At 28.3% G+C, this 24638-nt stretch carries 27 protein-coding genes; 8 read left to right on the top strand and 19 right to left on the bottom strand.

Annotation, left to right across the window (positions count from 1 at the left end; all coding sequences use genetic code 11):
* Window positions 1-268 precede the first annotated feature (268 nt).
* Entirely contained in the window at window positions 269-769 is a 501-nt protein-coding gene (locus L3B96_RS12820; RefSeq protein WP_238861291.1) for an AAA family ATPase, read from the bottom strand.
* 366 nt (window positions 770-1135) lie between these two features.
* Between L3B96_RS12820 and L3B96_RS12815 the strand changes: the two genes are divergently transcribed.
* Entirely contained in the window at window positions 1136-1939 is an 804-nt protein-coding gene (locus L3B96_RS12815) for a type II CAAX endopeptidase family protein (protein ID WP_012060145.1), read from the top strand.
* 386 nt (window positions 1940-2325) lie between these two features.
* Here L3B96_RS12815 and fabF read toward each other — a convergent pair whose 3' ends face one another.
* Window positions 2326-3561: a beta-ketoacyl-ACP synthase II gene (fabF, locus tag L3B96_RS12810; protein WP_238861290.1), complete on the bottom strand. Its 1236-nt coding sequence runs from the start codon at window positions 3559-3561 to the stop codon at window positions 2326-2328.
* A gap of 302 nt (window positions 3562-3863) precedes the next feature.
* Here fabF and L3B96_RS12805 point away from each other — a divergent pair, with 302 nt between their 5' ends.
* The gene (locus L3B96_RS12805; protein WP_012060147.1) at window positions 3864-4757 is read left to right on the top strand and encodes an AraC family transcriptional regulator; all 894 of its coding nucleotides are present in this window, start codon (window positions 3864-3866) and stop codon (window positions 4755-4757) included.
* A 477-nt stretch (window positions 4758-5234) separates the two neighbouring features.
* Here L3B96_RS12805 and L3B96_RS12800 read toward each other — a convergent pair whose 3' ends face one another.
* The 4 genes from L3B96_RS12800 to L3B96_RS12785 form a co-directional block, all read right to left on the bottom strand.
* On the bottom strand, window positions 5235-5498 hold the full coding sequence (locus tag L3B96_RS12800) for a hypothetical protein (protein WP_173707001.1): 264 nt from the start codon (window positions 5496-5498) through the stop codon (window positions 5235-5237).
* Window positions 5499-5613: 115 nt separating this feature from the next.
* Window positions 5614-5844: a hypothetical protein gene (locus L3B96_RS12795; RefSeq protein WP_077829377.1), complete on the bottom strand. Its 231-nt coding sequence runs from the start codon at window positions 5842-5844 to the stop codon at window positions 5614-5616.
* A gap of 203 nt (window positions 5845-6047) precedes the next feature.
* Window positions 6048-7340 carry a hemolysin family protein gene (locus L3B96_RS12790; protein WP_077829378.1) on the bottom strand — a complete coding sequence of 431 codons (1293 nt, stop codon included), beginning with the start codon at window positions 7338-7340 and terminating at the stop codon, window positions 6048-6050.
* A gap of 247 nt (window positions 7341-7587) precedes the next feature.
* Entirely contained in the window at window positions 7588-7746 is a 159-nt protein-coding gene (locus tag L3B96_RS12785) for an aspartyl-phosphate phosphatase Spo0E family protein (RefSeq protein ID WP_017208982.1), read from the bottom strand.
* Window positions 7747-7881: 135 nt separating this feature from the next.
* Here L3B96_RS12785 and L3B96_RS12780 point away from each other — a divergent pair, with 135 nt between their 5' ends.
* Together L3B96_RS12780 and L3B96_RS12775 are read left to right on the top strand one after the other, a co-directional pair.
* The gene (locus tag L3B96_RS12780; protein ID WP_023973012.1) at window positions 7882-8097 is read left to right on the top strand and encodes a helix-turn-helix transcriptional regulator; all 216 of its coding nucleotides are present in this window, start codon (window positions 7882-7884) and stop codon (window positions 8095-8097) included.
* A gap of 134 nt (window positions 8098-8231) precedes the next feature.
* Window positions 8232-9278 carry a substrate-binding domain-containing protein gene (locus L3B96_RS12775; protein ID WP_238861289.1) on the top strand — a complete coding sequence of 349 codons (1047 nt, stop codon included), beginning with the start codon at window positions 8232-8234 and terminating at the stop codon, window positions 9276-9278.
* A gap of 82 nt (window positions 9279-9360) precedes the next feature.
* Here the strand turns inward: L3B96_RS12775 and L3B96_RS12770 are convergent, their stop codons facing one another.
* Entirely contained in the window at window positions 9361-9822 is a 462-nt protein-coding gene (locus L3B96_RS12770) for a hypothetical protein (RefSeq protein WP_238861288.1), read from the bottom strand.
* Window positions 9823-10302: 480 nt separating this feature from the next.
* Here L3B96_RS12770 and L3B96_RS12765 point away from each other — a divergent pair, with 480 nt between their 5' ends.
* On the top strand, window positions 10303-10629 hold the full coding sequence (locus tag L3B96_RS12765; RefSeq protein WP_012060152.1) for a hypothetical protein: 327 nt from the start codon (window positions 10303-10305) through the stop codon (window positions 10627-10629).
* A 28-nt stretch (window positions 10630-10657) separates the two neighbouring features.
* Here the strand turns inward: L3B96_RS12765 and lepB are convergent, their stop codons facing one another.
* The 10 genes from lepB to L3B96_RS12715 all read right to left on the bottom strand — a co-directional run bounded on the left by lepB (window position 10658) and on the right by L3B96_RS12715 (window position 19986).
* A complete protein-coding gene (gene lepB, locus L3B96_RS12760) occupies window positions 10658-11200 on the bottom strand; it encodes a signal peptidase I (protein ID WP_012060153.1) in 543 nt (180 codons plus the stop codon).
* Between the two features lie 281 nt (window positions 11201-11481).
* Entirely contained in the window at window positions 11482-12297 is an 816-nt protein-coding gene (locus L3B96_RS12755) for an alpha/beta hydrolase (RefSeq protein WP_238861286.1), read from the bottom strand.
* 136 nt (window positions 12298-12433) lie between these two features.
* The gene (locus L3B96_RS12750) at window positions 12434-14158 is read right to left on the bottom strand and encodes a diguanylate cyclase (RefSeq protein ID WP_238861284.1); all 1725 of its coding nucleotides are present in this window, start codon (window positions 14156-14158) and stop codon (window positions 12434-12436) included.
* Between the two features lie 58 nt (window positions 14159-14216).
* Window positions 14217-14342, bottom strand: a complete 126-nt coding sequence (locus L3B96_RS12745) for a cyclic lactone autoinducer peptide (RefSeq protein WP_039772020.1) — start codon at window positions 14340-14342, stop codon at window positions 14217-14219.
* 48 nt (window positions 14343-14390) lie between these two features.
* Window positions 14391-15002, bottom strand: a complete 612-nt coding sequence (locus L3B96_RS12740; protein ID WP_238861282.1) for an accessory gene regulator B family protein — start codon at window positions 15000-15002, stop codon at window positions 14391-14393.
* Complete coding sequence (locus tag L3B96_RS12735) at window positions 14995-15453, bottom strand: hypothetical protein (RefSeq protein ID WP_238861280.1); 459 nt, start codon at window positions 15451-15453, stop codon at window positions 14995-14997. The genes L3B96_RS12740 and L3B96_RS12735 overlap by 8 nt, the downstream gene beginning before the upstream one ends.
* Window positions 15431-15997 (bottom strand): DUF5317 family protein, encoded by a 567-nt coding sequence (locus L3B96_RS12730; RefSeq protein WP_238861278.1) that lies wholly within the window; start codon window positions 15995-15997, stop codon window positions 15431-15433. The genes L3B96_RS12735 and L3B96_RS12730 overlap by 23 nt, the downstream gene beginning before the upstream one ends.
* A gap of 242 nt (window positions 15998-16239) precedes the next feature.
* Window positions 16240-17100, bottom strand: coding sequence for a putative RNA methyltransferase (locus L3B96_RS12725; protein WP_238861276.1), 861 nt, complete (start codon window positions 17098-17100; stop codon window positions 16240-16242).
* 52 nt (window positions 17101-17152) lie between these two features.
* Window positions 17153-17875 carry a YdcF family protein gene (locus L3B96_RS12720; protein WP_343073093.1) on the bottom strand — a complete coding sequence of 241 codons (723 nt, stop codon included), beginning with the start codon at window positions 17873-17875 and terminating at the stop codon, window positions 17153-17155.
* A 530-nt stretch (window positions 17876-18405) separates the two neighbouring features.
* A complete protein-coding gene (locus L3B96_RS12715) occupies window positions 18406-19986 on the bottom strand; it encodes a [Fe-Fe] hydrogenase large subunit C-terminal domain-containing protein (RefSeq protein WP_238861272.1) in 1581 nt (526 codons plus the stop codon).
* Window positions 19987-20227: 241 nt separating this feature from the next.
* On the opposite strand from L3B96_RS12715, the gene L3B96_RS12710 reads away from it, so the two are divergent.
* The 3 genes from L3B96_RS12710 to L3B96_RS12700 all read left to right on the top strand — a co-directional run bounded on the left by L3B96_RS12710 (window position 20228) and on the right by L3B96_RS12700 (window position 22134).
* Entirely contained in the window at window positions 20228-20611 is a 384-nt protein-coding gene (locus L3B96_RS12710) for an AraC family transcriptional regulator (RefSeq protein ID WP_238861270.1), read from the top strand.
* Between the two features lie 36 nt (window positions 20612-20647).
* Window positions 20648-21226: an ATP-dependent Clp endopeptidase proteolytic subunit ClpP gene (gene clpP, locus L3B96_RS12705; protein WP_077854604.1), complete on the top strand. Its 579-nt coding sequence runs from the start codon at window positions 20648-20650 to the stop codon at window positions 21224-21226.
* A 140-nt stretch (window positions 21227-21366) separates the two neighbouring features.
* Window positions 21367-22134, top strand: a complete 768-nt coding sequence (locus L3B96_RS12700; protein WP_238861268.1) for a 3'-5' exonuclease — start codon at window positions 21367-21369, stop codon at window positions 22132-22134.
* A gap of 92 nt (window positions 22135-22226) precedes the next feature.
* Here L3B96_RS12700 and L3B96_RS12695 read toward each other — a convergent pair whose 3' ends face one another.
* Both L3B96_RS12695 and L3B96_RS12690 read right to left on the bottom strand, forming a co-directional pair.
* Entirely contained in the window at window positions 22227-22922 is a 696-nt protein-coding gene (locus L3B96_RS12695) for a response regulator (protein ID WP_012060161.1), read from the bottom strand.
* A 4-nt stretch (window positions 22923-22926) separates the two neighbouring features.
* Window positions 22927-24501 (bottom strand): sensor histidine kinase, encoded by a 1575-nt coding sequence (locus L3B96_RS12690; protein WP_238861266.1) that lies wholly within the window; start codon window positions 24499-24501, stop codon window positions 22927-22929.
* Window positions 24502-24638 lie beyond the last annotated feature (137 nt).

Genomic DNA, 24638 nt, shown 5'->3' with positions numbered 1-24638 from the left:
ATATATTTTTTCGAAATACCATAGTATTATTAAAAATATCTCTAATCAAAAACCTTGTTTTTTACATTTTATTCATAATTGTTATAATAATTTTAACATTATTTATCTATATTTAAATTTTATAGTTTTACAAAAAAATATAGGTGGATAATCCACCTATAAAATATTAATATAAGAAAGTTAAGTATTAGTTAATGGGGTATCTACACAGTATACATTTTTTTCCCTAAATATATTCCATGTCATTAAAAATAAATAAGATTTATTTTTAAATAATTTTCATTATTTTATCTACAGTTTCCAATACAGAAATGTTGCTTGTATCAATCTTTTTAGTTGACATTTCTTTATATAAATCAAGACGTTCAACACTTCTACTTACGCACTCTTCATCCCTTAACTTTAACTTTACATCTCCTAAAATTCTCTTCTTTAGAGCATCTTCATCACAAATTAAAGTTATCTTGATAATCTCAAAATTCAAATCATTTAACGGTTCTAATATATCATCAAAAATATCTTCCATATGTATAACCCAATTAAAAATAATATATTCTAATGATGAATTAGTAAGAAAGCTTCTCAGTAAATAATTTATATTATTTATAACCATTTTCTTATTTTCCTCATTAACTACGAAAGGATTTATCATCCAGCACCAATCCCCATCAAGCCATACTGAATTTTTCAACTTTTTATTTAACTCTCTACAGGTTGCACTTTTTCCAACCCCCATAGTTCCATTTATTATTATCACTTTTTTCTTCATAGCTCTCTCCTTTTTATAATGTCCAATTCACACGAACTAATATGGTACATCTTTAGAATGACTTCTTTTATAATCCCATATTTATAATAACACTATCCACTTAATTGTTAAATATACCCTTTTTATTATATATATTCAATAACGATTAGTGCATTGACTATAAAAAATTTTTGCTTCTTAATAATAGAACTCAAAAAATATAGTTTCTAATGCAACATTTCATATTTTTCATATAATATTCCAACATTGCCACATAATATTCTAAACTATATGATATAATAATTAATCAAAGTTATTTATTTTACGAAACAAAATATAATTATATCGAAGAACTAAAACAATTATGTTTTTAAAAGGAGCTTAAAAATGAAATACGAAAAAATATTCCTATCAATCACTTTTTTATTAACTTATTTTATAAGTATAATACTTTTACCGAAAGGTTTTATTGGAGCCTTAACTATTATAATGGTTATTCCAGCTTTCGCTGCTATAATTTCGATATTGATGGAATCAAGGTCATTAAAAGTATTACTAAATCCCTTTACTTACAAAATCACATTGAAGGGCTTAATTTTCGCTATTGCATTTCCATTAATTGTGATCTTTCTATGCGGGTCATCTGCATATTTAACTAAACAAGGTGTATTATCAGAAAATATATCGTACATATTTCTCGATTCTATAAAGATTACTTTGATCTCTTTAACACTTTTTATAGCTGGATTATTTGAAGAGTATGGTTGGAGAGGTTACCTTTTACCTCGTCTTTTAAAAAGATATAGTATTAAAAGAACAAATTTTATAATGGGTATCATTTGGTCATTATACTATGTTCCAGCATTCTTTATTCTAAATATGCATTTTGGTTTACCTAAAGCAGTTACATATGTAGTTTTGCAATGTGCAGCTATTTTTGCGTTGAACTATTGCTTTACTTATCTTTATACAATGTCACCAAATGTAATTTTACCAAGTATAATGCACATATTATGGAATAATATAAACATAGCCACACTTGGCTACTCTTATAATAATGTTTCTTATGGATTTATTATTGGTAATGTAAAAATTATTAATGGGGAAGGATTATTAGGGTTAATTTTTTTAAGCATATTTGCAATTTACGCTCACAGAAAATTTTCCAATCATCCGAGTTTAAATATATAGCTATCTAAAATTAGCTTAATCATAGCATGTCACTCAAAAAAGCAGTATAACTCCATAGTCTATAATATCATTATAGACTATAGCATATATGGTTGTGTTTTTTAAAACTCTGACCTAATATCTCTAGTCTTAAATCTAGTTTTCTTAAAGAATTAAAGATAGGCCGAGCAACGCTCTACCTATCTTTAATTCTGTTTTTCAGATTATTATGTTTGAATTGTTTTGCTTATGTCTACATTATCATATTATAACAAAATAATCCATATTTTCTTATGCATTTGTAAAATCTCACAAAAATAATGAACTATCAACAATTTTAATGTAAAAGTCGCTACTAGAGCTTCTTTAAACAAGACAAGCTAACTTAACCCGTTATATCACTTAAACTAATTAAATGCCTTTAAAACTAAAGTTGCATTGTGTCCCCCAAAACCGAAGGAATTACTCAAAGCATAAGTAAATTCCAGATTCTTTCCTTCATTAGGTACATAGTTTAAATCACAATCAGGATCTTGATTTTTGTAATTTATTGTTGGAGGGATAAATCCTTCTCTTAGAGCACATGCCGTTATAATCGCCTCTATAGCACCTGAAGCTCCTAACAGATGACCCGTCATTGATTTTGTTGAGCTTATAGCAAGTTCATACGCATGTTTCCCAAAAACAGATTTTACAGCCATAGTTTCATTTTTGTCATTTGCTTTTGTTGATGTTCCATGAGCGTTTATATATCCTATATCGGAAGGTGTAATCTTTGCGTCTTCAAGCGCAATTTTCATACATCTTGCAGCCCCCTCCCCTTCTTCAGCCGGAGCAGTTATATGGAACGCATCATTAGTGCACCCATATCCAACTATTTCGCCAATTATATTAGCTCCTCTATTTAAAGCATGCTCATATTCTTCAAGTATAAGAACACCCGAACCTTCTCCAAGTACAAATCCATTTCTTTCTGAATCAAACGGCCTAGATGCAGTAGCCGGATCATGATTTGTTGTCATAGCTTTAATTGCACAAAAACCCGCTAAAGTTAGTTTCGTTACACAAGCCTCTGCTCCACCAGCAATCATTATATCTGCATCATTTCTTTGAATTACTTTAAATGCGTTCCCAACTGCATTTGTTGAAGTTGCACACGCTGTAACAGTACATTCATTATAACCTTTAGCTCCAAATTTTATAGCAACAAGCCCTGAAGCCATATTAGCTATCATCATTGGTACTAAAAACGGACTTACTCTTCTAGGACCTCTTTCTTTCAATTCATCATACTGACTTTCTAAAGTCCCAATTCCTCCTATGCCGCTACCAATTATTACTCCCATACGTTCTTTATTTATTTTTTCCAAATTAAGTGCCGAATCTTCCATAGCCATTTGAGCTGATGCTAGAGCAAATTGTGCAAATCTATCCATTCTTTTAACTTCTTTTTTATCAATAAAGCTACTTGGATCAAAATCTTTTACCTGAGATGCAACTTTGGTAGATAAATCAGAAACATCTATTCCCTCAATCATACTAATTCCAGACTTTCCATCCTTTATTGACTCCCAAAGCTTATCTGCTCCAATTCCAAGTGATGTAACTGCTCCAATCCCTGTAATAACTACTCTTCTACTCATACTAAACCTCCTACTTTCCGTAACCAATACAGTATAATTCTTTCTAATTTACAAAGTATTTACTTTATAACTTTTAATCGATATAATAAATCTAAACAATTTAAAATCATCTTTCAATATGATTTTATATGTAAATTGTTAATTAAAATGAACAGATATTGCTTTTTTAATGTCCGATATATTTCCAAAATGAATAAATTAATATATTTAATTTTGTTCAGCATCAAATATATTACATAAAATTATTGCCTTATTATTTTTCATTTATCTCAATAACTATTTTTAGAAAAGGTGTTTAAAATATGAAAGACTTAAAAGAAACTATTATTGAAACTGTAGCTTATATTGAAGATAACCTCTATAATAAGATTTCTTTGGCTGACATCTCACTACATACAGGAATATCAAAATATTATCTACACAGAATCTTTAAATCTTTAACCGGCGAATCTATTATGGAATATGTTCAAGGTCGAAAATTAACATCTAGCCTTAACGAATTAATTAATACAACTATGCGAATTATAGATATTGCTCTTGAGTACGGTTTTGATTATGAACAATCATATATTAGAGCATTTAAAAAATGTTTTGGACATACGCCTCTTAAAATTAGATCCGATAAGATTTCTTTAAGTTTAATACTTAAAGAAAAGATTAATTGCAACGATATCTTATCCATAGGTAATTCTATTACATATAATCCTCAATTTGTCTTTAAACAAAAATTCAATTTGATTGGGATAAAGCATAAGATATTAAGTAAATCTGGTGATAAAAGCGCAAATTCATATGGTCGAGATTTCTTCTATAATCATAAGCATAAAATTAATAATTTGATAAACCCACATGAATACTTTGGTTTTACAGATTGGGGTAGTGATGACTTCATATATTACATTCCAAGTGTCCAAGTTTCTGATATAAATACTATACCTGAAGGAATGATTAGTATTTCTATACCAGCTCATAAATATGTAGTGTTCCGTTTTGTTGGTTTCTTTCGCCCTGACGATCTTAACGGAAGACATTTAGGCCGTTTATTAGTCCAGTTATATAGAAAATGGATTTTTAAGTCTGGCTATAAATTTGCTGCCACCTTCAGGTTTGAATATATAGACAATTCAAGGTCCAAAGACAATTACTGTGAGCTATATGTATATCAGCCAATAGAAGATCTAAAAAGAGAAAACTAGACTCGTATTTACTAATTTAAATTAATAAATACGAGTCTAGTTTTCTTAGCTTCTGAATATCATATATTAACAATGTAATTAACTTTTATAATTATAAGGGAGCAATTTTATGGTATTATTTTTGTTATTAGTTTGTGGATTTTGTTGGTCGATTGTTTATGTAAAATTAATTCATTTAGGTTTTAGATATAAAGCTTGCGGAATTCCATTTATTGCATTAGCTCTTAATTTTGCTTGGGAAAGTGTCAATTCTTATTTCGATTTAAAAGATAATATATTAAATATTACAACTTATATCACTTTAATTTGGCTATGCTTAGACATTTTAGTCATCTTAACTTATCTATTATATGGGAAGCGCTATTTCCCAAAACATACAAATAAAGAATACTTCTGGCCATGGACTTTGATTATATTTATAATGTCTTTTGTTATCCAATATTTCTTTATCATAGAATTTGGTGATTTAGCTAAATTCTATTCCGCTTTTATCCAAAACCTCATAATGTCTATATCATTCATAATAATGCTTGTCGGTAGACCCGATATAAAGGGACAAAGTTTAACTATAGCTATTAATAAATGTATTGGTACCTTAGCAGCTACAATCTCATCTAGCATTATTTTGCATAGTGGATTAATCATTACTTTAGGAATTTTCTGTTTTATATTTGATACTGCATATATATACTTTTTAAGCCATATAAAACGATTGCATTCTGATTTTCTTAAATCATCCACAAAAATATAATTCAATAAAAGATAAAGCACCATTAGCGGTGTCTTTATCTTTCATTCAATATATCCAAACGATTCGAACACATTATATTTATTCAATTTATTTCTTGAAACTCTTTCACAAAGAAAATTCTATTAAAGGACTTTCAACTTTTGATTCAAGCGTCAACTCGGAAAGATCATCTATTGTTTTAATATTTCTCAATTCTTCCAACATTCCTTTTATCGGTCCAATTCCTTGCTTATTCCTTGCATCAATATTTAAAGTATTTTTGTATAAATTAATTATCTTCTTTTCATCACTATTCTCTGCGTGATTTTTTTCATTATTTAACCATTTCCTATTCACTGCTGAATAAAAATCATCTTGAATTCTTAATTTAACCTTAAATAAATTTATAGCTTTAATTCTTTGAAAACAAGATGATATGCAGCTCTGGTTACGAATATTTTTATACTTATGCCTTATTGAACGTATGTAAGAAAAATTTAGCAAACAAATAAAAAAACAGCACTCAGATATGCAGAAATATCTAAAAGCACTGTTTTAAATTATTCACTTAAATTTTTAATTAATACTTGATTTATTCTTTTTCTATCGCATTTTAAAATTATAAATTCATACTTGTCATAATTTATCTTTTCTTTAGGTTTTGGATATGACTTCAATTGAGAGTAAATCCATCCACCAATAGTATCAATATTTTCAGCTTCAATATTAGTATCTAAAAGTTCGTTGATATCTCCGATTAAAACTTTACCATCAACTACATAGCTACCATTATCAGTCTCTCTTATTTCCTCTTCTCCGTCATCATCAAATTCATCTTGAATTTCGCCAACAATTTCTTCTAAGATATCTTCGGTAGTCACAAGCCCTGCTGTACCACCAAACTCATCTATAATTATTGCCATTTGAGCTTTTTCCTTTTTGAAAGTTTTAAACAATTCACTAATTGATAATGATTCGGGAACAAATTTAATTTCTCTAATAATTCCTTCTATGTTATCACTGCCTTCAAATTTAAGTTTATATAAGTCCTTAATATGTATGAATCCAATTACATTATCTTTACTATCTCTACATACAGGATATCTAGTCAGTTGTTCCTCTAAAGCATAATTTATAATTTCATCAAAAGTATCTTCAATAAAAATACATGCCATATCAGTACGCGGTATCATAATATCCCTTACTGTTTTTTCCGAAAAGTCAAATATGTTATCTACAAAAGTTAATTCCGTTTGGTCTATTAATCCATGTTTATAGCTATCTTCAACTAAAAGCTTTATTTCCTCATCCGTATGAGCTGCTTCTTGCTCATTAATTTGTGAAATTCCAAATATCTTTAAAACTAAATTAGTACTATGGTTAAAAGTCCACATTATCGGATAAGTCAATCTATAAAAAGCTATAAGTGGCAAAGCTGTATACATTGCTATGTTTTCCGTGTTTATAATTGCCAATGATTTAGGCGCCAATTCGCCAAGTACAATATGAAGACCAGTTATAATTGAAAATCCTAAAACCACTGAAATTGAATGCAATGTTATTTCCGGCAAATTAAATAGATTTATTAAAGGTCTTAACATCTCTGCAAATGCAGGCTCTCCAACCCAACCAAGTCCTAATGACGCTAAGGTTATTCCTAATTGACATGCAGATAAATACGAATTCAGATCCGTAACAACTTTTAATGTATGCTTTGCATTTCTGTTTCCTTCCATTGCTAATGTTTCTATCCTTGATTTTCTTACCTTTACCATTGCAAATTCTGTTGCTACAAAAAAACCATTCATAAATACAAGCAAAATTACAATAATAACGTTTAATATTATAATCATATATTGATAGTTTCCCTCCCAAGTTATTGTATGTATACTACTATATAATACTATTTTAAATACTAATTAACATTATAACATATATTGTTTAATAAGTTAGAGTATAAACAATTAATAATTCATTTTATTTTATATTCTCCATTCTCCAATTAATTAAACCCTACTATTTTTCTTACTAAAACAAAATCTGTATACACTTATGAGGAATGACTTTTTATCGAGTTTGTCCATTTAAGTTCATTTTTATCTACTCTTTATCTATACCTTCAACATCTGTTTTCATAGCTTCAACTATATAAATATCCAACTTCTGACTCAACTTTAAAATTTTATTATAGTCCAGCCTTTCACTAATTATTTTATTTAATTCATCCCTTAATTCTTCAATTTCTTTCTTTTTGTCCATACTGTACCTCCAATAAAATACTTTTTAGCTATATATTGTATTTAAAGCCATTAGTAATTACATTATATAACAAATATTGTTTACTACCAGGAAACTTTCGACTTTTTTCGAAAGCTATAAAATGAGGTGATAAGTATGTTAAAGAGAAAAAGAAGAGAATTAAATTTAACTCAGTCGAAATTGGCAAAAAAATTAGGAATCAGCAAAAGTTATTTATCTAAGTTAGAAAAACATCCCTCCCTTTGCAATCCTAATATTAATTTTATTTTAAAATTATCGAAAGAATTAAACCTAGATCCTACAGAAATTTTTTTATATTTTATAGAAAGCAAAAATTCTTTTATTAAATAAAAATTATATAACTATTATCATATACATTTCTTACAGATCATATCTAATAAATTGCATTAACAAAATAGAGTATATTTTTTTTACTAAAACACAACCTAAAACTATTAATTATATTAAGAACCCGGAGGCTTCAAATGAAGGTATTAAAAAAAATAATAATTTTTACTACTATATTAACATTATTTATCGTTACATCATTAAATATAGTAAAAAATAATATATATGCAAACGCACAAATTAAATCAGAAAAAACTATAAAAATAGTAGTACTTCTCTCTTCATTTAATGATGCTTATATTTCTTTGATTAAAGATAACTTAGAAAGAATCCAAAAAGAAAACGCTAACAATCTAGAATTTATATTTCTTGATGGGAAGAATAATACAGACATACAAAACGAACTTATAACTTCAACACTTTCAACAGATTTTGATCTTTTATTAGCTAACTTAGTTAATTTAGATGCAAATAATATAGACTCATTTATTAACAAAGTAAAGTCAAAAAATATTCCTGTACTTTTATTTAATATAGTTCCATTTGTAACAACTTCAATAAAATCCTATCCCAAAGCTCTTGTAATAGCTACATCAGCTGAACAATCTGGAATTTTACAAGGAAATTTAATTGTTAATGCATGGAACACTAACAAAGCAGCTATGGATAAAAATAAAGATAATATTCTTCAATATATTATGTTAACAGATAAAAACAATAACACACTAACTACTGCAAGAACAAGGTATTCTATATCAACAATTAATAAAGCTGGAATAAAAACAGAGGAACTTTCCAGAATATCTTCAGAAGGAACTAAAGAAGCTGCTCAAATGATTATGGAGTCTACGTTTCTAAAGTATGGTGATAAAATTGAAGCTATAATTGCAAATAATGATACTTTAGCTATAGGAGCCATTAATGCCTTGCAAAAATATGGTTATAATATAGGTAATAAATCAATACCAGTTGTTGGCGCTGATGCAATACCAGAGGCTAGAGAATTAATTAAAAAAGGTTCTATGCTCGGTACTGTTATCCAAGATCCATCTGAGATGGCAGAAGCTCTTTATAAAGTTGGAATGAATTTAATTTATAATAGACCACCTCTTAGTAATACGAACTATAAGTTCAACGAAACCGGCTTTGTAGTAGAAATGCCTTACAGAGAATATAAAGAATGAATAAATTTGAAATTATTAATACACTCATTCATATGATATTAAGAGTAGCCAAATGGCTACTCTTAATTAATTTATAAACTTATTATTTTTCATCTTTATTAGCAACTGTTTCTGCTTCATTTAAATTCGAATTACTACTCGAAGTAAGTAGTGATTCAAATTTCCTTAATTGACTTTTTAGTTTCTCATTTTCCTCTTGCAACTTAGAATTAATATCATTCAATTCCTTAATTACTTTTGCATTACCAAATGTAAAATCTTTGCCTAGATTTAAATTCTCAAGTATATTTTGTTTTAATTCCTCAATATCCTCTTTTTTTAATTCTGGAAATTTAGATATTAAAGTATTATCAAACTTGTCTATTTTTAATTTTAGTACATTCTCAATTGTACTTGAAATTCCAAAATCCTCATCAATCATATCCCAAATTTCTCGTGCTTTTGAAATATAATCTGGATGTTTTGATAATTCCTCCTTCAATCCAGGTTTATTAAATCTGTTAGTAAGAATCTTCTCCACTGGCTTTAAAATTGCTTTTAACATTATATACTTCCTTCAATATTATTTTATAACACATATTATGAAATACCGACCTTAAAATCCACTTTCCTTATGATAATATAATATAAATAATTTGCCTATAAATAATTTTTAATGAGTGTTAAATTAAAATTTCTTATAAACTATACCTTGACATTAGTATTTATTAAGAAGGTACAAAAAAAAGATGCGGCCCAACTTAGCCGCATCCATATTTATAAGAGATTATGAGATTATTAAGGTTTTATATAATTTGAGACATACTCTTTTGTACACTTATATATTAACATAATCCGACAAAATATTCTATTGTTTTTATTATATTTTTATAAATTTAATATTTAAGTATAATAGATAACGTTTTTGCAGAATATATTTAATGCATTAATCTCTATTCCTCTAATTAACTTAAGTAAAGACGCAGCCAGTATTTTATTGGCTGCGTTTAAAAAATTATAACTGCATTAAAGCGAGGTATAAATAATGAAAATAAAAAACTTCTTAGCAACTCTCTTAATATTTTTTATCTTTACTATAAGCAATGCTAATGCAACGATTCCAATAGCAAATACTTACAAGCAAGGTATATATAAAATTTCTGAAAGCAGCAAAGAAAATTATACTGCAAAACTTATAACTCCTAATAACATTACAAGTTTAATTGTTATAGATCCTGATGGAGATATAAAATTTTTTAAGAGATTCGATACAGTCAACGAAACGATTAACTTAGGTCCTATGGTTAAAGGTGATATAGTATCAATAATCGGTAATGGAGAAATAGCTGCTAATTTTATAAGTATAAGTTAAAACCACTCTCTCGAGTGGTTTTCTTAAATTATTTTAGCATTCCAAAATCTTTAAAAGGATAAAATATAAACTGAGCCTTTCCTTCTATTTTAGAGCTATCTATATAGTGTTCTTTCCAATACCTTGCATCTAATGATACAGGTCTGTTATCTCCTAAGAAAAAATACTTTCCTTGTGGTACTTCGAATGATCCATTATAATCATCCTTATTTTTCACATAATCTTCTTCCAACTTTTCTCCATTTACAAATACTACCCCATTTTTTATATCTATCTTATCTCCTGGCAAACCTATTAATCTCTTTACTAAAGTTTCTTTAAGTTCATCTGAATAAAATACAATTACGTTTCCTCTTTTTAGATTATCAAAGTTATGTATTCTTGTTACTAAAATTTTATCATTTAAATTTATAGTTGGAATCATTGATCCTGTTGGCACATATACATTAAAAAATACAAACTGTCTTAGTAAAAACGCTATTACTAAAGCACAAAATATTGGTATTATCCAATCTTTAATAAAATTACTTTTCTTCTTACCTTTTTCTTCTATTTTAGTACTTTCTTCCAAAGCATATCATCCTTCCCAGATTATAATTAATATTTCTGCTTTTACTATATATACAGATTAATTTAGTAACCATTTATTTAACTTACCAATAAAATAAGAATTAGTCAAGTTTACTTACATTATATTAATCATCATAAAAGAAAATATAAGGTACTATTCTAAACAATATATATTCTTTAGAATTTGTAACCTTATAAAAAATATAATTTCTATATCATATTCCTATCTTCAACTTAAAATCAAAATATCACTTAATTACAGTCACTTACCTCTCATGAATATTACTGTTCAATGAATTTTGTTAGCTCTTCATTGAATTTTTCTTTTTCATCGTAGAATAATCCATGTCCACTATCAGTGAATGGCATAATTCTGGAATTCTTAATGATTTGCTTTTGAGCTTTAGCCAAAGCAAATAAACAAACTTGGTCATGAATACCATGAAGAATCAATGTCGGAACATTAATTTTTCCAAGATCCGAAAACAAACTTTCTTCACCTAACCAAGTATTAGCAACTTCTGCTGTAGCCCAACCTGCTGCCTGCAATCCAAGCTGAAAGAACCAATTTGAAAAACTCTCTGTAATATGCTTATAGAAAAAAATATCTCCAAAATCTTGAAGCATTTTAGGCCGATCATTATATGTTCCTTTAATTATATCAATAACGGCTTGTTTCTGTAACCCATGAGGAAAATAAGATCTTTGAACAAGGCTTGGTGCTGCTGCTGCACAAAGAACTAATTTAGAAACTTTGTCATTATCATATCTTGACATATATCTAATAGCGATTGCTCCACCTGTAGAATGACCTAACAATGTAAAGTTTTTTAAATTAAGCACTTCCACAACTCTTCTAACATCATCTGCTAATCTATCGTAGTCATACCCTCTGTATGGTTTATCTGATTCGCCAAACCCTCTTTGATCTATCCCAATACACCTATATCCCATTTTAGGAAGGATATTAAACTGGTATTCAAATAATTTATGACTTCCTGGCCAACCATGTAAAAATACAATTGTATTTCTTCCTTCTTCATTAAGATCTTCTACATAAACTTTAACGTCTGGTTCTACTTTAATATAGTAACCCATGCAAATTGCCTCCATTAATAAACTTTCTTTCTAAAAACAGCTTATTCTTTTACAGCAAATAGGTGAATTACTACTATTAAGTTTCTAAAACTAATATTAACATGCAATTTGATTAAAATAGATATTTATGATTTATTTATATGTGTATTTCTCCTATATCGCTTACGCCTTCTATAAAAGCCTCTCCCTCATTCTTTCTCACTATTTCAATGAAAGCTGCCGAAATTTCAGGATCAAATTGTGTCCCGCTGCATTTTTCAAGTTCCTCTGCAGCTTCCTCATAAGTTTTTCTAGTATTATATGGTCTATTTGATGTCATTGCATCAAAACTATCCACAACTGTCAGAATTCTTGCTAGATAAGGTATTTCTTTGCCCTTTAGTTTATTAGGATATCCGTTTCCATCATACCTTTCATGATGGCTTATGATTAAAGGTATGATATCTTTAAGTGAATCTACAGATTTTATAATTTCAACTCCATTAGCAGGATGTTGCTTTAATAATTCCCATTCTTCATCTGTTAATCTCATTTTTTTCATTAACACTTCTTTATTGATGTTAATCTTGCCAATATCATGCATGTAAGCGCCATAAATTAAAATTTCTTTTTCTCTTTTGCTTAATTTGAGTTTATCAGCAATCATTCTACTATACACTACAACTCTTTCTACATGACCATAAGTATATCTATCTTTAGCATTAATAACACTAATCAAGGTTTTTATCGAAGCGACAAGTTCAATATCTTTTTCATCTATATTTTTTTTGATTTCATCTAGAATTGATGTATATGCTTCGACCCTATTCTTATTGAAAAATTTTGCTCTGTATAGTGCATCATCTGCGCTTTTTATTAATTCTATATCATTTCTCGCTTTATATGGATAAACTGATACACCTATTGAAACTGTAACTTTCCCTTTAGGCTGACTTTCTTCACCATAAAAACGTGTACACTCTATTTTTTTTCTTAAATTTTCTGCCACCTGAATTGCTTCTTCCTCATTTGCATCAGGCAGTATTATTGAGAATTCTTCCCCCCCATATCTTGCTGCAATATCTTCCTCTCCTATGTTACTTTTAATAATTTCACCAATTCTTCTAAGAACGTAATCACCTTTTTGATGGCCATGAGTATCGTTATATTGCTTAAAATAATCTATATCTATAAAAATCATGGATACAGGTTTGCTATTCCTATCTCCATTCTTAACTTTCTCTGCTAACGAGTCACAGAAGTATCTATGATTATAAAGTTCAGTAAGTCCATCAATATTTATTAACTCCTCTAACTTTTTAATATGTTCTGCTTCTATCTTTACATAGAATCCCAAGGGCCATGCAGTCAAAATAAATACTCCTGCTAAGATTAAATCATTTTCAAAATATGTATTTACTATTACATTAGGTTCCATAAATATATCCATAGCTAAAATAATTAGAGATGAAATACAGGAAACTATAATACCTTGTTTCATTCCATATTGAATTGTTGTTGTTATTATTATAAACAAATACAAAAATTTATATTGGCTTTCATTTACTCCACATATAAATATAATTATCGAAAACACTATTATAAATACTGCTATTTCGATTTTATTGAATATAGTTCCATGCCTCCATCTAATCTTATTTTTTATTGAAAATGTCCATGCGCAGTAAACTAAAGTTATTATCATTAATGGAGCACAAAGAAATACATATTGATAATAGTAACTAATTTCCCATACTTGCGAGTTAGTATTTTTAATAAACTCTCTACATAAAATTATACCCACGAATAAAAGTGAAGATAATTTTACTACAGATATTATATCATTAACTTGTTTTTTTTTGTCATCTTTTACACGCTTCATATCATATCCCTCATAAATAGTTACAGTGAGACCCAATATGCTGGTCTCACTTTGTAAATTATTCTTCTCTTAAGCACTTAGGCTCTTCTGGCTGATAATGTCCCCATATACATGCAGAAGTAGAAACAATTGATGCGATAAGTGTTGCTGCTGTTGCTACTACCATTAAAATTTTTCGTTTCATTAACTTCACCTCCTTTAAATTAAGTAACCTAGTTTTTTAATGTCCGAACTACCTCAATGCTAAATGTCCAGTTTTAGTTAAAGAAAAAATCTGCCACGACAAGCCTATATAAATACACAAAGAATATGTTAATAAAGTAAGATTCTTTGTTAGCAAATATGACAAAATTAAAATTAATACAATAGTTAAGTAAACGCTCAACGTTATGATAGACACTTTTTTTAGCCTTTTTTTCATTTTATAACTTTTAATTGGTTTTGCCACACTATCAACAGGAGCTAATTTATATATAATATAATACGACCATGCAAATATTATGCTTCCTACCACTATAATCAAAATCAAATCAAAATGTGCATATTTCGCTATTATTCCCATTCCTACACTAACAACAGTTCCTATAATCGCACATTTTTCAGGTGAACTTGCATGAGCTCCCCCTGAGCTTTTCCTTAGCATACTTGTTGTAAATGATACGATAAGTGCTTCAATCATTGCATTGAAAACAATTCCAAATATCATAACTAATGCTATGCAAACCATAATTTGGGCAAAAGCAAATATTCCATAGTTTATTACTGATCTTCTATCATCATTAAGATTTAATTCACGTGCAATATAACCAGAAAATTTTTTGCATATATTCTCAATTTTAAACATCTCTAAGCATTCCTTTTTTTAAATAATAAATTAATGTTATAATTGCAAAACATACTAGAGATGGTAACCCATATATTTCTTTTAATACTGGATTTAGCATTATAACATCCAAACTATTTCTAAACGCAATGTTTAATAGTAGCATATTTAATCCTTCACACATAAATAAAACTATAGTTGTTATTAATGATGACTTTATAGACAAAACCACATCTGCTTTATTTACACTCCACATAATAATAATCATTACAAATATATCAAGTATGGTTGGCACTCCATAATTTATAGGCAGAAGTCGTATTCCATATTCGCATACTGCTAATAATAAACTCGAAATTATATATCTTTTTGAATTAAGTTTTACATTAGATAACGCTATCATTGCTAGTATCAATACAAATGCTTCTGGAACTAACCTAAATATAAATTCAAATACTGTTAATCTCAACATCTTCTTTTCTCCCTTGATTATTAATTTTCTTTAAAGCACTATAAATTACTAAAAACACAAATAATCTTATAAATATATCACCTACGCTAAGAATAGTGTATCCTAAGTCTATAAAGTCAGTTAATATCTTTAATTTAGTTTGTGAATCTCCTAATATATGAATATCATTCATTCCTTGAAAATTCTCTAATGAACGTCCTGTAAGGCGTGATAATGATTGGTAAACTGGCATAAATCCACAATTAGTTTTTATTGCAATATCATTTAATGCGCCGCCTAAAATCATAAAAAGCGATCCAATTATCGAACTTATGTATAATTCATATTTTAATATTAAAAACAAATATGTAATTAAATAAATAGGTGTCAATCTCCCTATGGTTCTTATAATCACATAATTGCCAGAAAAAGTAGCAACTTGTCCAACAAACGTGAATATTTCAAATACAATTAGGGGATAAATAGCCCATGATTTAAATAACGGACATATTTTGTATCCTCTAATTTTTGCTAAAAAAAATGTAAGTAATACTGTTTCTGGCATGTTTCCTCCGTGATCAAATTTACTTTTTTAATTTTCACATAATAATTTGCATCATAATAAAACTAATAATTATGAATTATAAGTAAATTATTATGCATATTAATATATATTATAATACCTATTTTGTACAGTTTCTATATCTTTGCCTACAAAAGGATCAATTTAATATATTAGTTATAAAACTCCTAAGACAAACACTGCCTATATAAGCTTACATTAAATTTGGATTAAGTTTTACTCAATTAAATTTTCTTTTTAAATATACCTATTCTCATATCTATAGTTATAACTAAGGATTCATAATCTTCTAACTTCTCTTTATTCTCTGGTGTAGACTTCCAATAATGAGGTGTCATCTTTAATAAGCTCAATAATTCTTCTTTATTTAATGTTATATCGAATGTTACATTAGCTTCCTCTATATAATCATTTTCTTCTGCATTTGCTTTATAAACTTTATCATTTAAATGAACCTCAGAGTAAATAATATTCCTAAGTTGTATTAAATGATTAGTTCTAGGTAACACTCTAACAAATATTCCATCATTCTTTAAAACTCTATTACACTCATCAATATCTATAGGACTAAATACTGAAATAATACAATCCACTGTTTTATCCCCAAGTGGTATGTTAAAATTGTTTCCAACCGCCCAAACGCAATCTTTGTTTAGTTTACTTGCGTATTTTACAGCTTCTTTAGAAACATCTAAGCCATAATAATTAGCTTCAATATTTTTCTTATTCATATAATCTTTTAGGTTTGTTAAGTAATACCCTTCGCCACATCCTAGATCTACAATATTCAATTTGTTGATAATTTTATCTGACATCCCATCAACTATTATTTCATTTATTTTATCAGACAGTGCTTTATAATATCCTCTAGATAAAAAATCTATTCTTGATAAAACCATTTCTTTTGAATCACCAGGATTCTTACTTCTTTTCTGATTGCTTATTAACAAATTTACATACCCTTCTTTTGCTATATCATATGTATGTTTGTTACTGCACCTGTACATCTTATTTGAAATATCCTTAACTAATTTTTCCTTACAAACTGGGCAAAGCAGCATGGTCTCATTTAAAATATCATTCATAAACTTACAACTCTCTTTCCATATATTATGTATTTTATTTTAATTGCTAAAATCAACATCTACGGTAAAAATCTTCATTATTAATCAGTGTCTTTAGACTATTGTATGCTTCTTCTATTTCTCTTGGTATATCAACATGGACTATAAATTCCTTTCCATTAGGTCCATATCCATTTTCATTATCTCTTAATCTTGGTATCTCTCCCATCAAAAGTTCCAAATACCTTTTATCTTCCCAGATTCCATTAATTCCAATATTACTCAATTTTAGATTTATATCAATCTTAGGAATAAATGGAGCATAGTTTATTAACTTAACATTATTATATGTATACTTAGAAAATGAAGCAAAAGTTCTAAGCTGCATAGTAGGATCTTGAATCAAAATTAAAGATTCATATTCTATATTTAATTTCCATAATAATTCTATTGTCTTTTTAGCATTATCTCCACAATTCGTAGATTTATTTTCTATAATAATTTTATCTGAGTTAACACCATAAATTTTAGTCATTATATCAAAAAATATATCAGCTTCCGGCCTACCATCTACTTCAATCGAATTAAACTCTGAACTTCTCCTTATTTCATCTCTTAGTATTTGGGTAGAATGTCCAATCCCCCCACTAATCAAAATCTTATCACATATATTATTCTTCCATGCATTCACAGCACATTGTACTGTATAAGGTATAGAATTCCCTAATAAGACTAATACATCAACTTTTTTTAATCCAAATTTTCTTTCTAGTTCCTTAGGATTTAACGTGTTAATATCTCTAACTGCTAAAAATTCAGATATCTTATTAATACAATATTGGATTTTTTCACTATTAATTGTTATTTCCCTCCACTAAAAGCATATAATAACAAAATCACTACTGATATGAATTAATAAATTATAACATAAACTATAATATATTTTTTCACTAACTTTGCATATTTATTTTACCATAATATTATCTTTATGTTATTTATATCATCGTTAGTAAACCCTAATATAATAATCATTGATTTGATAAACGCTATAACAACACAAATATATATTATTAAATTAAATTTTAATAAAAAAGCACACTTATAAATTCATTAAGAATTCTATAATAAAAATTTAGCTATAAAGTAAAATATCAAAAAAAATAAGATAGACTAGCCTTTTAGGAATAGTCCATCTTATCCGTGGGTATAAATGGGAGAGGGTTTATATCTTTTGTATAACTATATATTAACATATTTCAACAATAAACGCCATATATTTTAATATATTTCTTATTTGTTTTTCGTCATTCATTCTCCTTTATCCAGTTAATGCCTTCGTCTCTTTTTTGTATTATTATTTCTAAATTCATTGGATTTATCAATATAACTGGTATGAAACAAAGATTCTGCCCTTGTGCTATTAGGATCTCCTATATAGCTCTTATACATATTTTCAAGATTTTCATTTTCGTCTGACACTCTTTTTATTGATTTTTTATCAATATTCCTTAGAATATCTGATCTCAATATTTTATAATCTTTTCCTAACAACTCATTTGAGGATTTATTATAACATTTTACCTGTACAGCTTTAGCTCTGCAGACGTTATTACATAATTTACAGCCAACACACTCTTCTTCTTTAACCTCTGCCCTTCCTCTAACATTATATTGTATCGCATTAACAGGGCAATTTTGTATACAAGTACCACACGATATGCATAGATTTTCATTAATTTGAGACTTTGCACCTATTCTAGGAGTCCCTCCTCCATTTATGCACCCTCCGTTACATGCCACTACTTCAATGAAATAATATTCCTTCCATTTGTTACTGACTAAAAATTTTTCGATTTCTTTTAGACCATTTACCACTGCTACTTTACAATTCTTATTACCTAAAATAACCGATACTTCTTCTATTTCCTTATATCCTTCTACTGGTTTTAATATCATATTTTCAGCCTCAGATATATCGTTCTTTAAATAACTCATCACGGTTCTAAAAATTGCTTGCATTGCTCCTTGACTCATACCAAAAAGAGCTGCTGCCCCAGTATATTCCCCCATAAAATCATCTGGTTTTTCGTCTGGTATAGCAGTTATATCTATGCCTTTCTCTTTTAATAGATTTGCATATTCTTTTACAGTTAGAACAATATCGATATCTTTGTAACTATCTCTCCCCATATCCTCTTTATCAGCCTCATATTTTTTAGCACTACATGGTTGTACAGATACAACAACTATATTGGTAGGCAAAATATTATAAACATCTGCAAAATATGTTTTTATTCCTGCTCCCATCATCTGCTGAGGAGATTTCGCTGTAGATATATTATCCAGTATTTCTGGATGATATATTTCAGCGTAACGTATGAAAGAAGGACAGAAAGACGTAAACATAGGAAGTTTTTCTTTATTAGCAATTCTTTTAATGAATTCACTACTTTCCTCTACAACTGTCATATCATTCCCAAATTCAGTATTAAATACTTTTTGAAAACCTAATTTCTTCGCGGATGGAGCTATTTTTCCTCCAACATAAGTACCTATTGGAAGATTAAATTCTTCTCCTAGTGTTGCTTTGACTGCTGGAGAGGCCGTTAAAACTAAATATTTCCCACTACTTAAGGCTTCTTTAACTAAATCTACGTCATTTCTTACATCAATCGCTTCTGTTGGACAGGCAAGTGTACATTGTCCACAATATAGACATCCAGAAGCCCCAAATCCTCCACTTTTAGTATCCACAGTTTTCCTTCCTGAATCTACTTCCTTTAATATCGCCATCTTAGTTTCTTGAGCACACGTAAAAGCGCATGCAGTACATCCAATACATTTTTTCTTGTTTATTTGTATTATATTATCCTCTTCAATTCTATTGGCTTTCTTTGACTTTCCCATAAATTTCTCCATGTTATTCATTTCTATAGTTATAATTACTTTTTATCTTCTTTTATTATTACTATATCTAATTTATTAATTATTTAAATTTTTCATAGCAACTGAAAACTATCATTTAAAAATGAACATAAACTCTTGACTCTGATCGTTTCTTAAATATTTAATGAGCAAAAAAAGACAGGATTTAAATAAAATGTTGCTATATAATATAGGAAAAGATTAAATGAGGTGAGCGCCTTACATGAATTATGAAGCTTGTATAAAAAAGTCCATTGAATATATAGAAAATAATCTAAATAAGAAAATACAACTAAAGGAACTTGCAGATAAGGCCTTTTTATCCAAATACCACTTTCATAGGGTTTTTCATTCAGTGGTTGGAGAACCTGTTGCTGAATATATTCGTAAAAAAAGATTAGAGGAAGCTGCAAATGAACTATTAACTACAGAAAATAAGATTATAGATATAGCGCTAAAATATCAATTTAGTAATCAGGAATCATTTACTAAGGCTTTCAAAAGGCTTTATGGAATCCCCCCTAAGGAATTTAGGAAAAACAAAATAAATTTAACAACAATACATTCAAGAAAGAATTCTACAACTTACCTTTCTATGGCTGTTTAGAATTCATCAAAAATATTTTTTAAGGAGTGAATCTTTATGAGCTATGTACCAATGGTTATTGAACAAACAAGTCGAGGAGAACGTTCTTATGATATCTATTCTAGATTGCTAAAAGAAAGAATAATTATGCTAAGCGATCAAGTAAGCGATTCTACCGCAAGTATAATTACTTCACAATTACTATTTCTTGAATCAGAAAATCCAGATGGTGATATTCACTTTTATATAAATAGCCCCGGTGGTTCTATTACAGCAGGAATGGCAATATATGATACAATGCAATATATAAAGCCTGACGTATCAACAATATGTTTAGGATTAGCTGCAAGTATGGGATCGTTTTTACTTGCAGCAGGCGCACCTGGAAAAAGATATGCTCTTCCAAATAGTGAGATTCTAATCCATCAGCCATCTGTACATGGAGGTTTTCAAGGTCAAGCTACAGATATTAGGATTCATACTGAATGGCTGCTAAAGACAAAAAATAAAATAAATAAAATATATAGTGAAAAAACCAAAAAGCCAATAGAGGAAATTGAAAGAGATATGGAACGAGATTATTTTATGTCTGCTCAAGAGGCTTTATCTTATGGAATAATAGATAAAATTCTTTGATAAATATAAATTCCTATTATAAATATATTGAAAAGGTTCAAAAATTTTTGAATCTTTTTTATTATGTTTATATTATTCACATCTTCATTGGCTATAATATAAATAGTATTCTTATTCTTAACCAAAAAGCAGGTGAAAGTATGTATTATGTAATATATGATTTAGAATTTAACCAAAGAAGTAATGCCTCTGAAGATTGCAATAATATTAATTTTTCAAAATTTAATGATGATACTAACATACCACTTATTCCTTTTGAAATAATTCAAATTGGTGCTATAAAACTAGATAATAATTTTCAAGAAGTGTCTAAATTCAATTCCTTAGTCAAACCAACTCTATATAAAACCATTCATCCATATGTTGAGAATTTAACTAAAATAACATACGATAAAGTTTCTTCTTGCAAAAACTTTATTAATGTACATAAAGCCTTTTTAGAGTTCATTGGAGATGATGACGTACTACTGTGTGTATGGGGCGTTGGCGATATTAAGGAACTCTACAGAAACTTGGGATTTTATAATCTATCTACTTCATATATTTCAAAATATATTGACATTCAGAAGTATGCTTCAAAATACCTTAAAGCACCCAAAAATTCTAGAATTGGTTTAAGAAATGCTGTTGAGATTTTAAATATACCAATTTATAGTGAATTTCATGATGCACTTAATGATGCTTACTATACTTCTGAAATTTTTAAGCGTATCTATAACAAATACATGAAGCCTGAAACTTACGTTCCTTCACCAGCAAAAAGAACTACAGAACCCAAAGAAGTAATTGATAATGAAGCTTTATTAAAGCAATTTGAAAAAATGTATAATAGAGAACTGACTAAAGATGAAAAGTCAATGATTAAAGTTGCATACATGATGGGAAAAACGAAACAATTTCTGAAATAAATGCAGCTAGTAGAAAACTTTTTTTAGTTCAATATAAAAAGGATACTCTATTACTAATTTTTAGAGTATCCGTGAATTCATGAACCGTAACATTATAGACCTTTTATTTTATATTTATACAATGGCCTTCCAATCTTTCCATACTCTATGATTTTCTCCAGTTCGCCTTGTTTGCTCATATAGTCAAGGTATTTCCTTACAGTAACTTTTGCAATGCCTAACTTTTCTGATAAGTCCTCAGTAGTAAAATACTCTTCTTTAGTATTATTAAGCTCATTAGCAATTGAATTATAAGTATACTTGTTCAAGCCCTTTTCTAGATTTGGTTTTGTTTCACTATTGTTTGTTTTCTTATTTTTATTACTCAAAATAAACTTATCTAGATCGCTTTGTTCCATAGTCTGGCTATTTTCAAAGCTATTTAATCTTTCTCTAAAAATATTGAGAGATTCGTTAAACCTTTCAAATGTAAATGGTTTTATTAAATAGTCTACAACTCCATATCTAAAAGCATCCTTTACTCTCTCTACACTCTTATCAGCAGTAATTAATATAACATCAGATAATATTTCATTTTGCCTTAACCACTTTAGCAAATCTATGCCATTTTCATTAGGAAGAAAAATATCTAATAAAATTAAATCTACCTGCTTCTGCATCAAAAATTCTTTTGCTTCAGAAAGGTTTGCAACTGCTTTTTCCAGTGAAAATCCCTCTATTTTTTTCAAAAACTTAGAATTAATTTGTCTTACCATCGGATCATCTTCAACAATCATAGTTTTAATCATATATTTAACTCCTCCTCATAGGTATAGATATCTCCCATTCAGTACCATCATCAACTTTAAATTTAATAGCTCCTTTAGCTTCATCAATGATCTTTTTCACTATATACATCCCAAATCCTCGTTCCCCTTCTTTACTTGTGATTCCAATGTTGTAAATAGAATTTCTGATATTCTCTGGTATCCCACAGCCATTATCCTTCACCATAATTTTCATTTGATCATCTTCCTCAAAAATTTTCATATATATTTCACCAGTCCCATCATTTTTAACTGCATCAATAGAATTTTCTATTAGATTTCCTACAACAGATCCTAACTCTTCTGATGTCATATATTGTGGTAATTTAATTACTCTTGAGTCATCATCTATTATCAAATTGATTCTAGCTTCTTCACACTTACTATATTTAGATAGTATTAACGCTGCCAAAGATACATTTTTTATTTTATCAGATATTATAGTAGTTATATTCTTTTTACTTTCCACTATTACATTAACAAACTTAATTACTTCATCATATTCTTCGAGTTGTATAAGTCCTGAGATTGTGTGAAGTTTATTCATAAATTCATGATTTTGTGCTCTAAGTGACCATGCCATTTTCTTTATACCAGTTAACTCCTCAGCCATTTTTCTAACTTCACTTAAATCTTCAAATGTTACAACTAATCCAAGAATTTGTTTTTTAAATCCTCTTATAATACTGTATTTACACATAACGTTTACTCCAGGACGAACTTTTATCTCAATATTAGTCATAGATTTCCCACTGTTTAAAACTTTTAGAGCCATACTTTCGTAGGTAAAATCAGTAATCGGCTTCCCTATATCATTTTCTTTCAAATGTAAAACTTCACTAGCTTGCCCGTTAAATAGCGTTATGCATCCATTATTATCTAAAGCTATTATACCTTCCTTTATATTTTCAATTACAGTTTCTTTTTGCTTTAACGCCAAGGCTATTTCTTCTGGTTCAAGTCCAAATATTGACTTCTTTATATTATAAGAAAGAGCTATAGCTCCCGATATACCCAATATTAATCCCATTAATATTATAGGAATAAATTTATACATTTTCGTATAGACTTCGTTATCAAATTTATTATACAACATACCAACAGCAACTGCACCTATCTGCTTATTACTATCATCATAAATAGGTGCAAATGCTCTTACAGAAATACCAAGTGTACCACTTCCTGTTGATATATACTGCTCTCCTGTGCTTAATACCCTATCTTCATCTCCACCAGCAAATCTTTCTCCTATTTTACTTTTATCTGGGTGAGAATATCTTATGCCATTCATATCCATAATTACGATAAACTCTACATTTGTCTTTATACGTGCCTTCTCTATCTCACTATTTAACAGATCAATCGGAATTGCCTTATTTCCTTTCAAATATTCTTTAACTTCATAGGTTGATGCAAATGAATCCGCTATATTCAACATATTTTTATCTATTTGATCTCTTAATAACTTTTTCATTTCAATAAAAGAAAGTATTGTTATACTTCCAATTGAAATTACAAGGATAGCTATTACAAGAGATATTATTTTACCTTTTAGCTTCATTTTATCTCCTCTATCTAATTCTAAATTTTAGTTCATTTACATTATATATAAATAATTCCCTATTACAAAATAGTACAACTTCTTTAGTAATACGTTTACTTGCTATTTATCAAAGCAATTTCCCACAAAAAGTTAAG

The organism is Clostridium sp. YIM B02569 (assembly GCF_022320765.1).
Lineage (GTDB): Bacteria > Bacillota > Clostridia > Clostridiales > Clostridiaceae > Clostridium > Clostridium beijerinckii.
The sequence above is the reverse complement of the archived record's forward strand: the minus strand, read 5'-3'. Positions and strand labels throughout refer to the sequence as shown.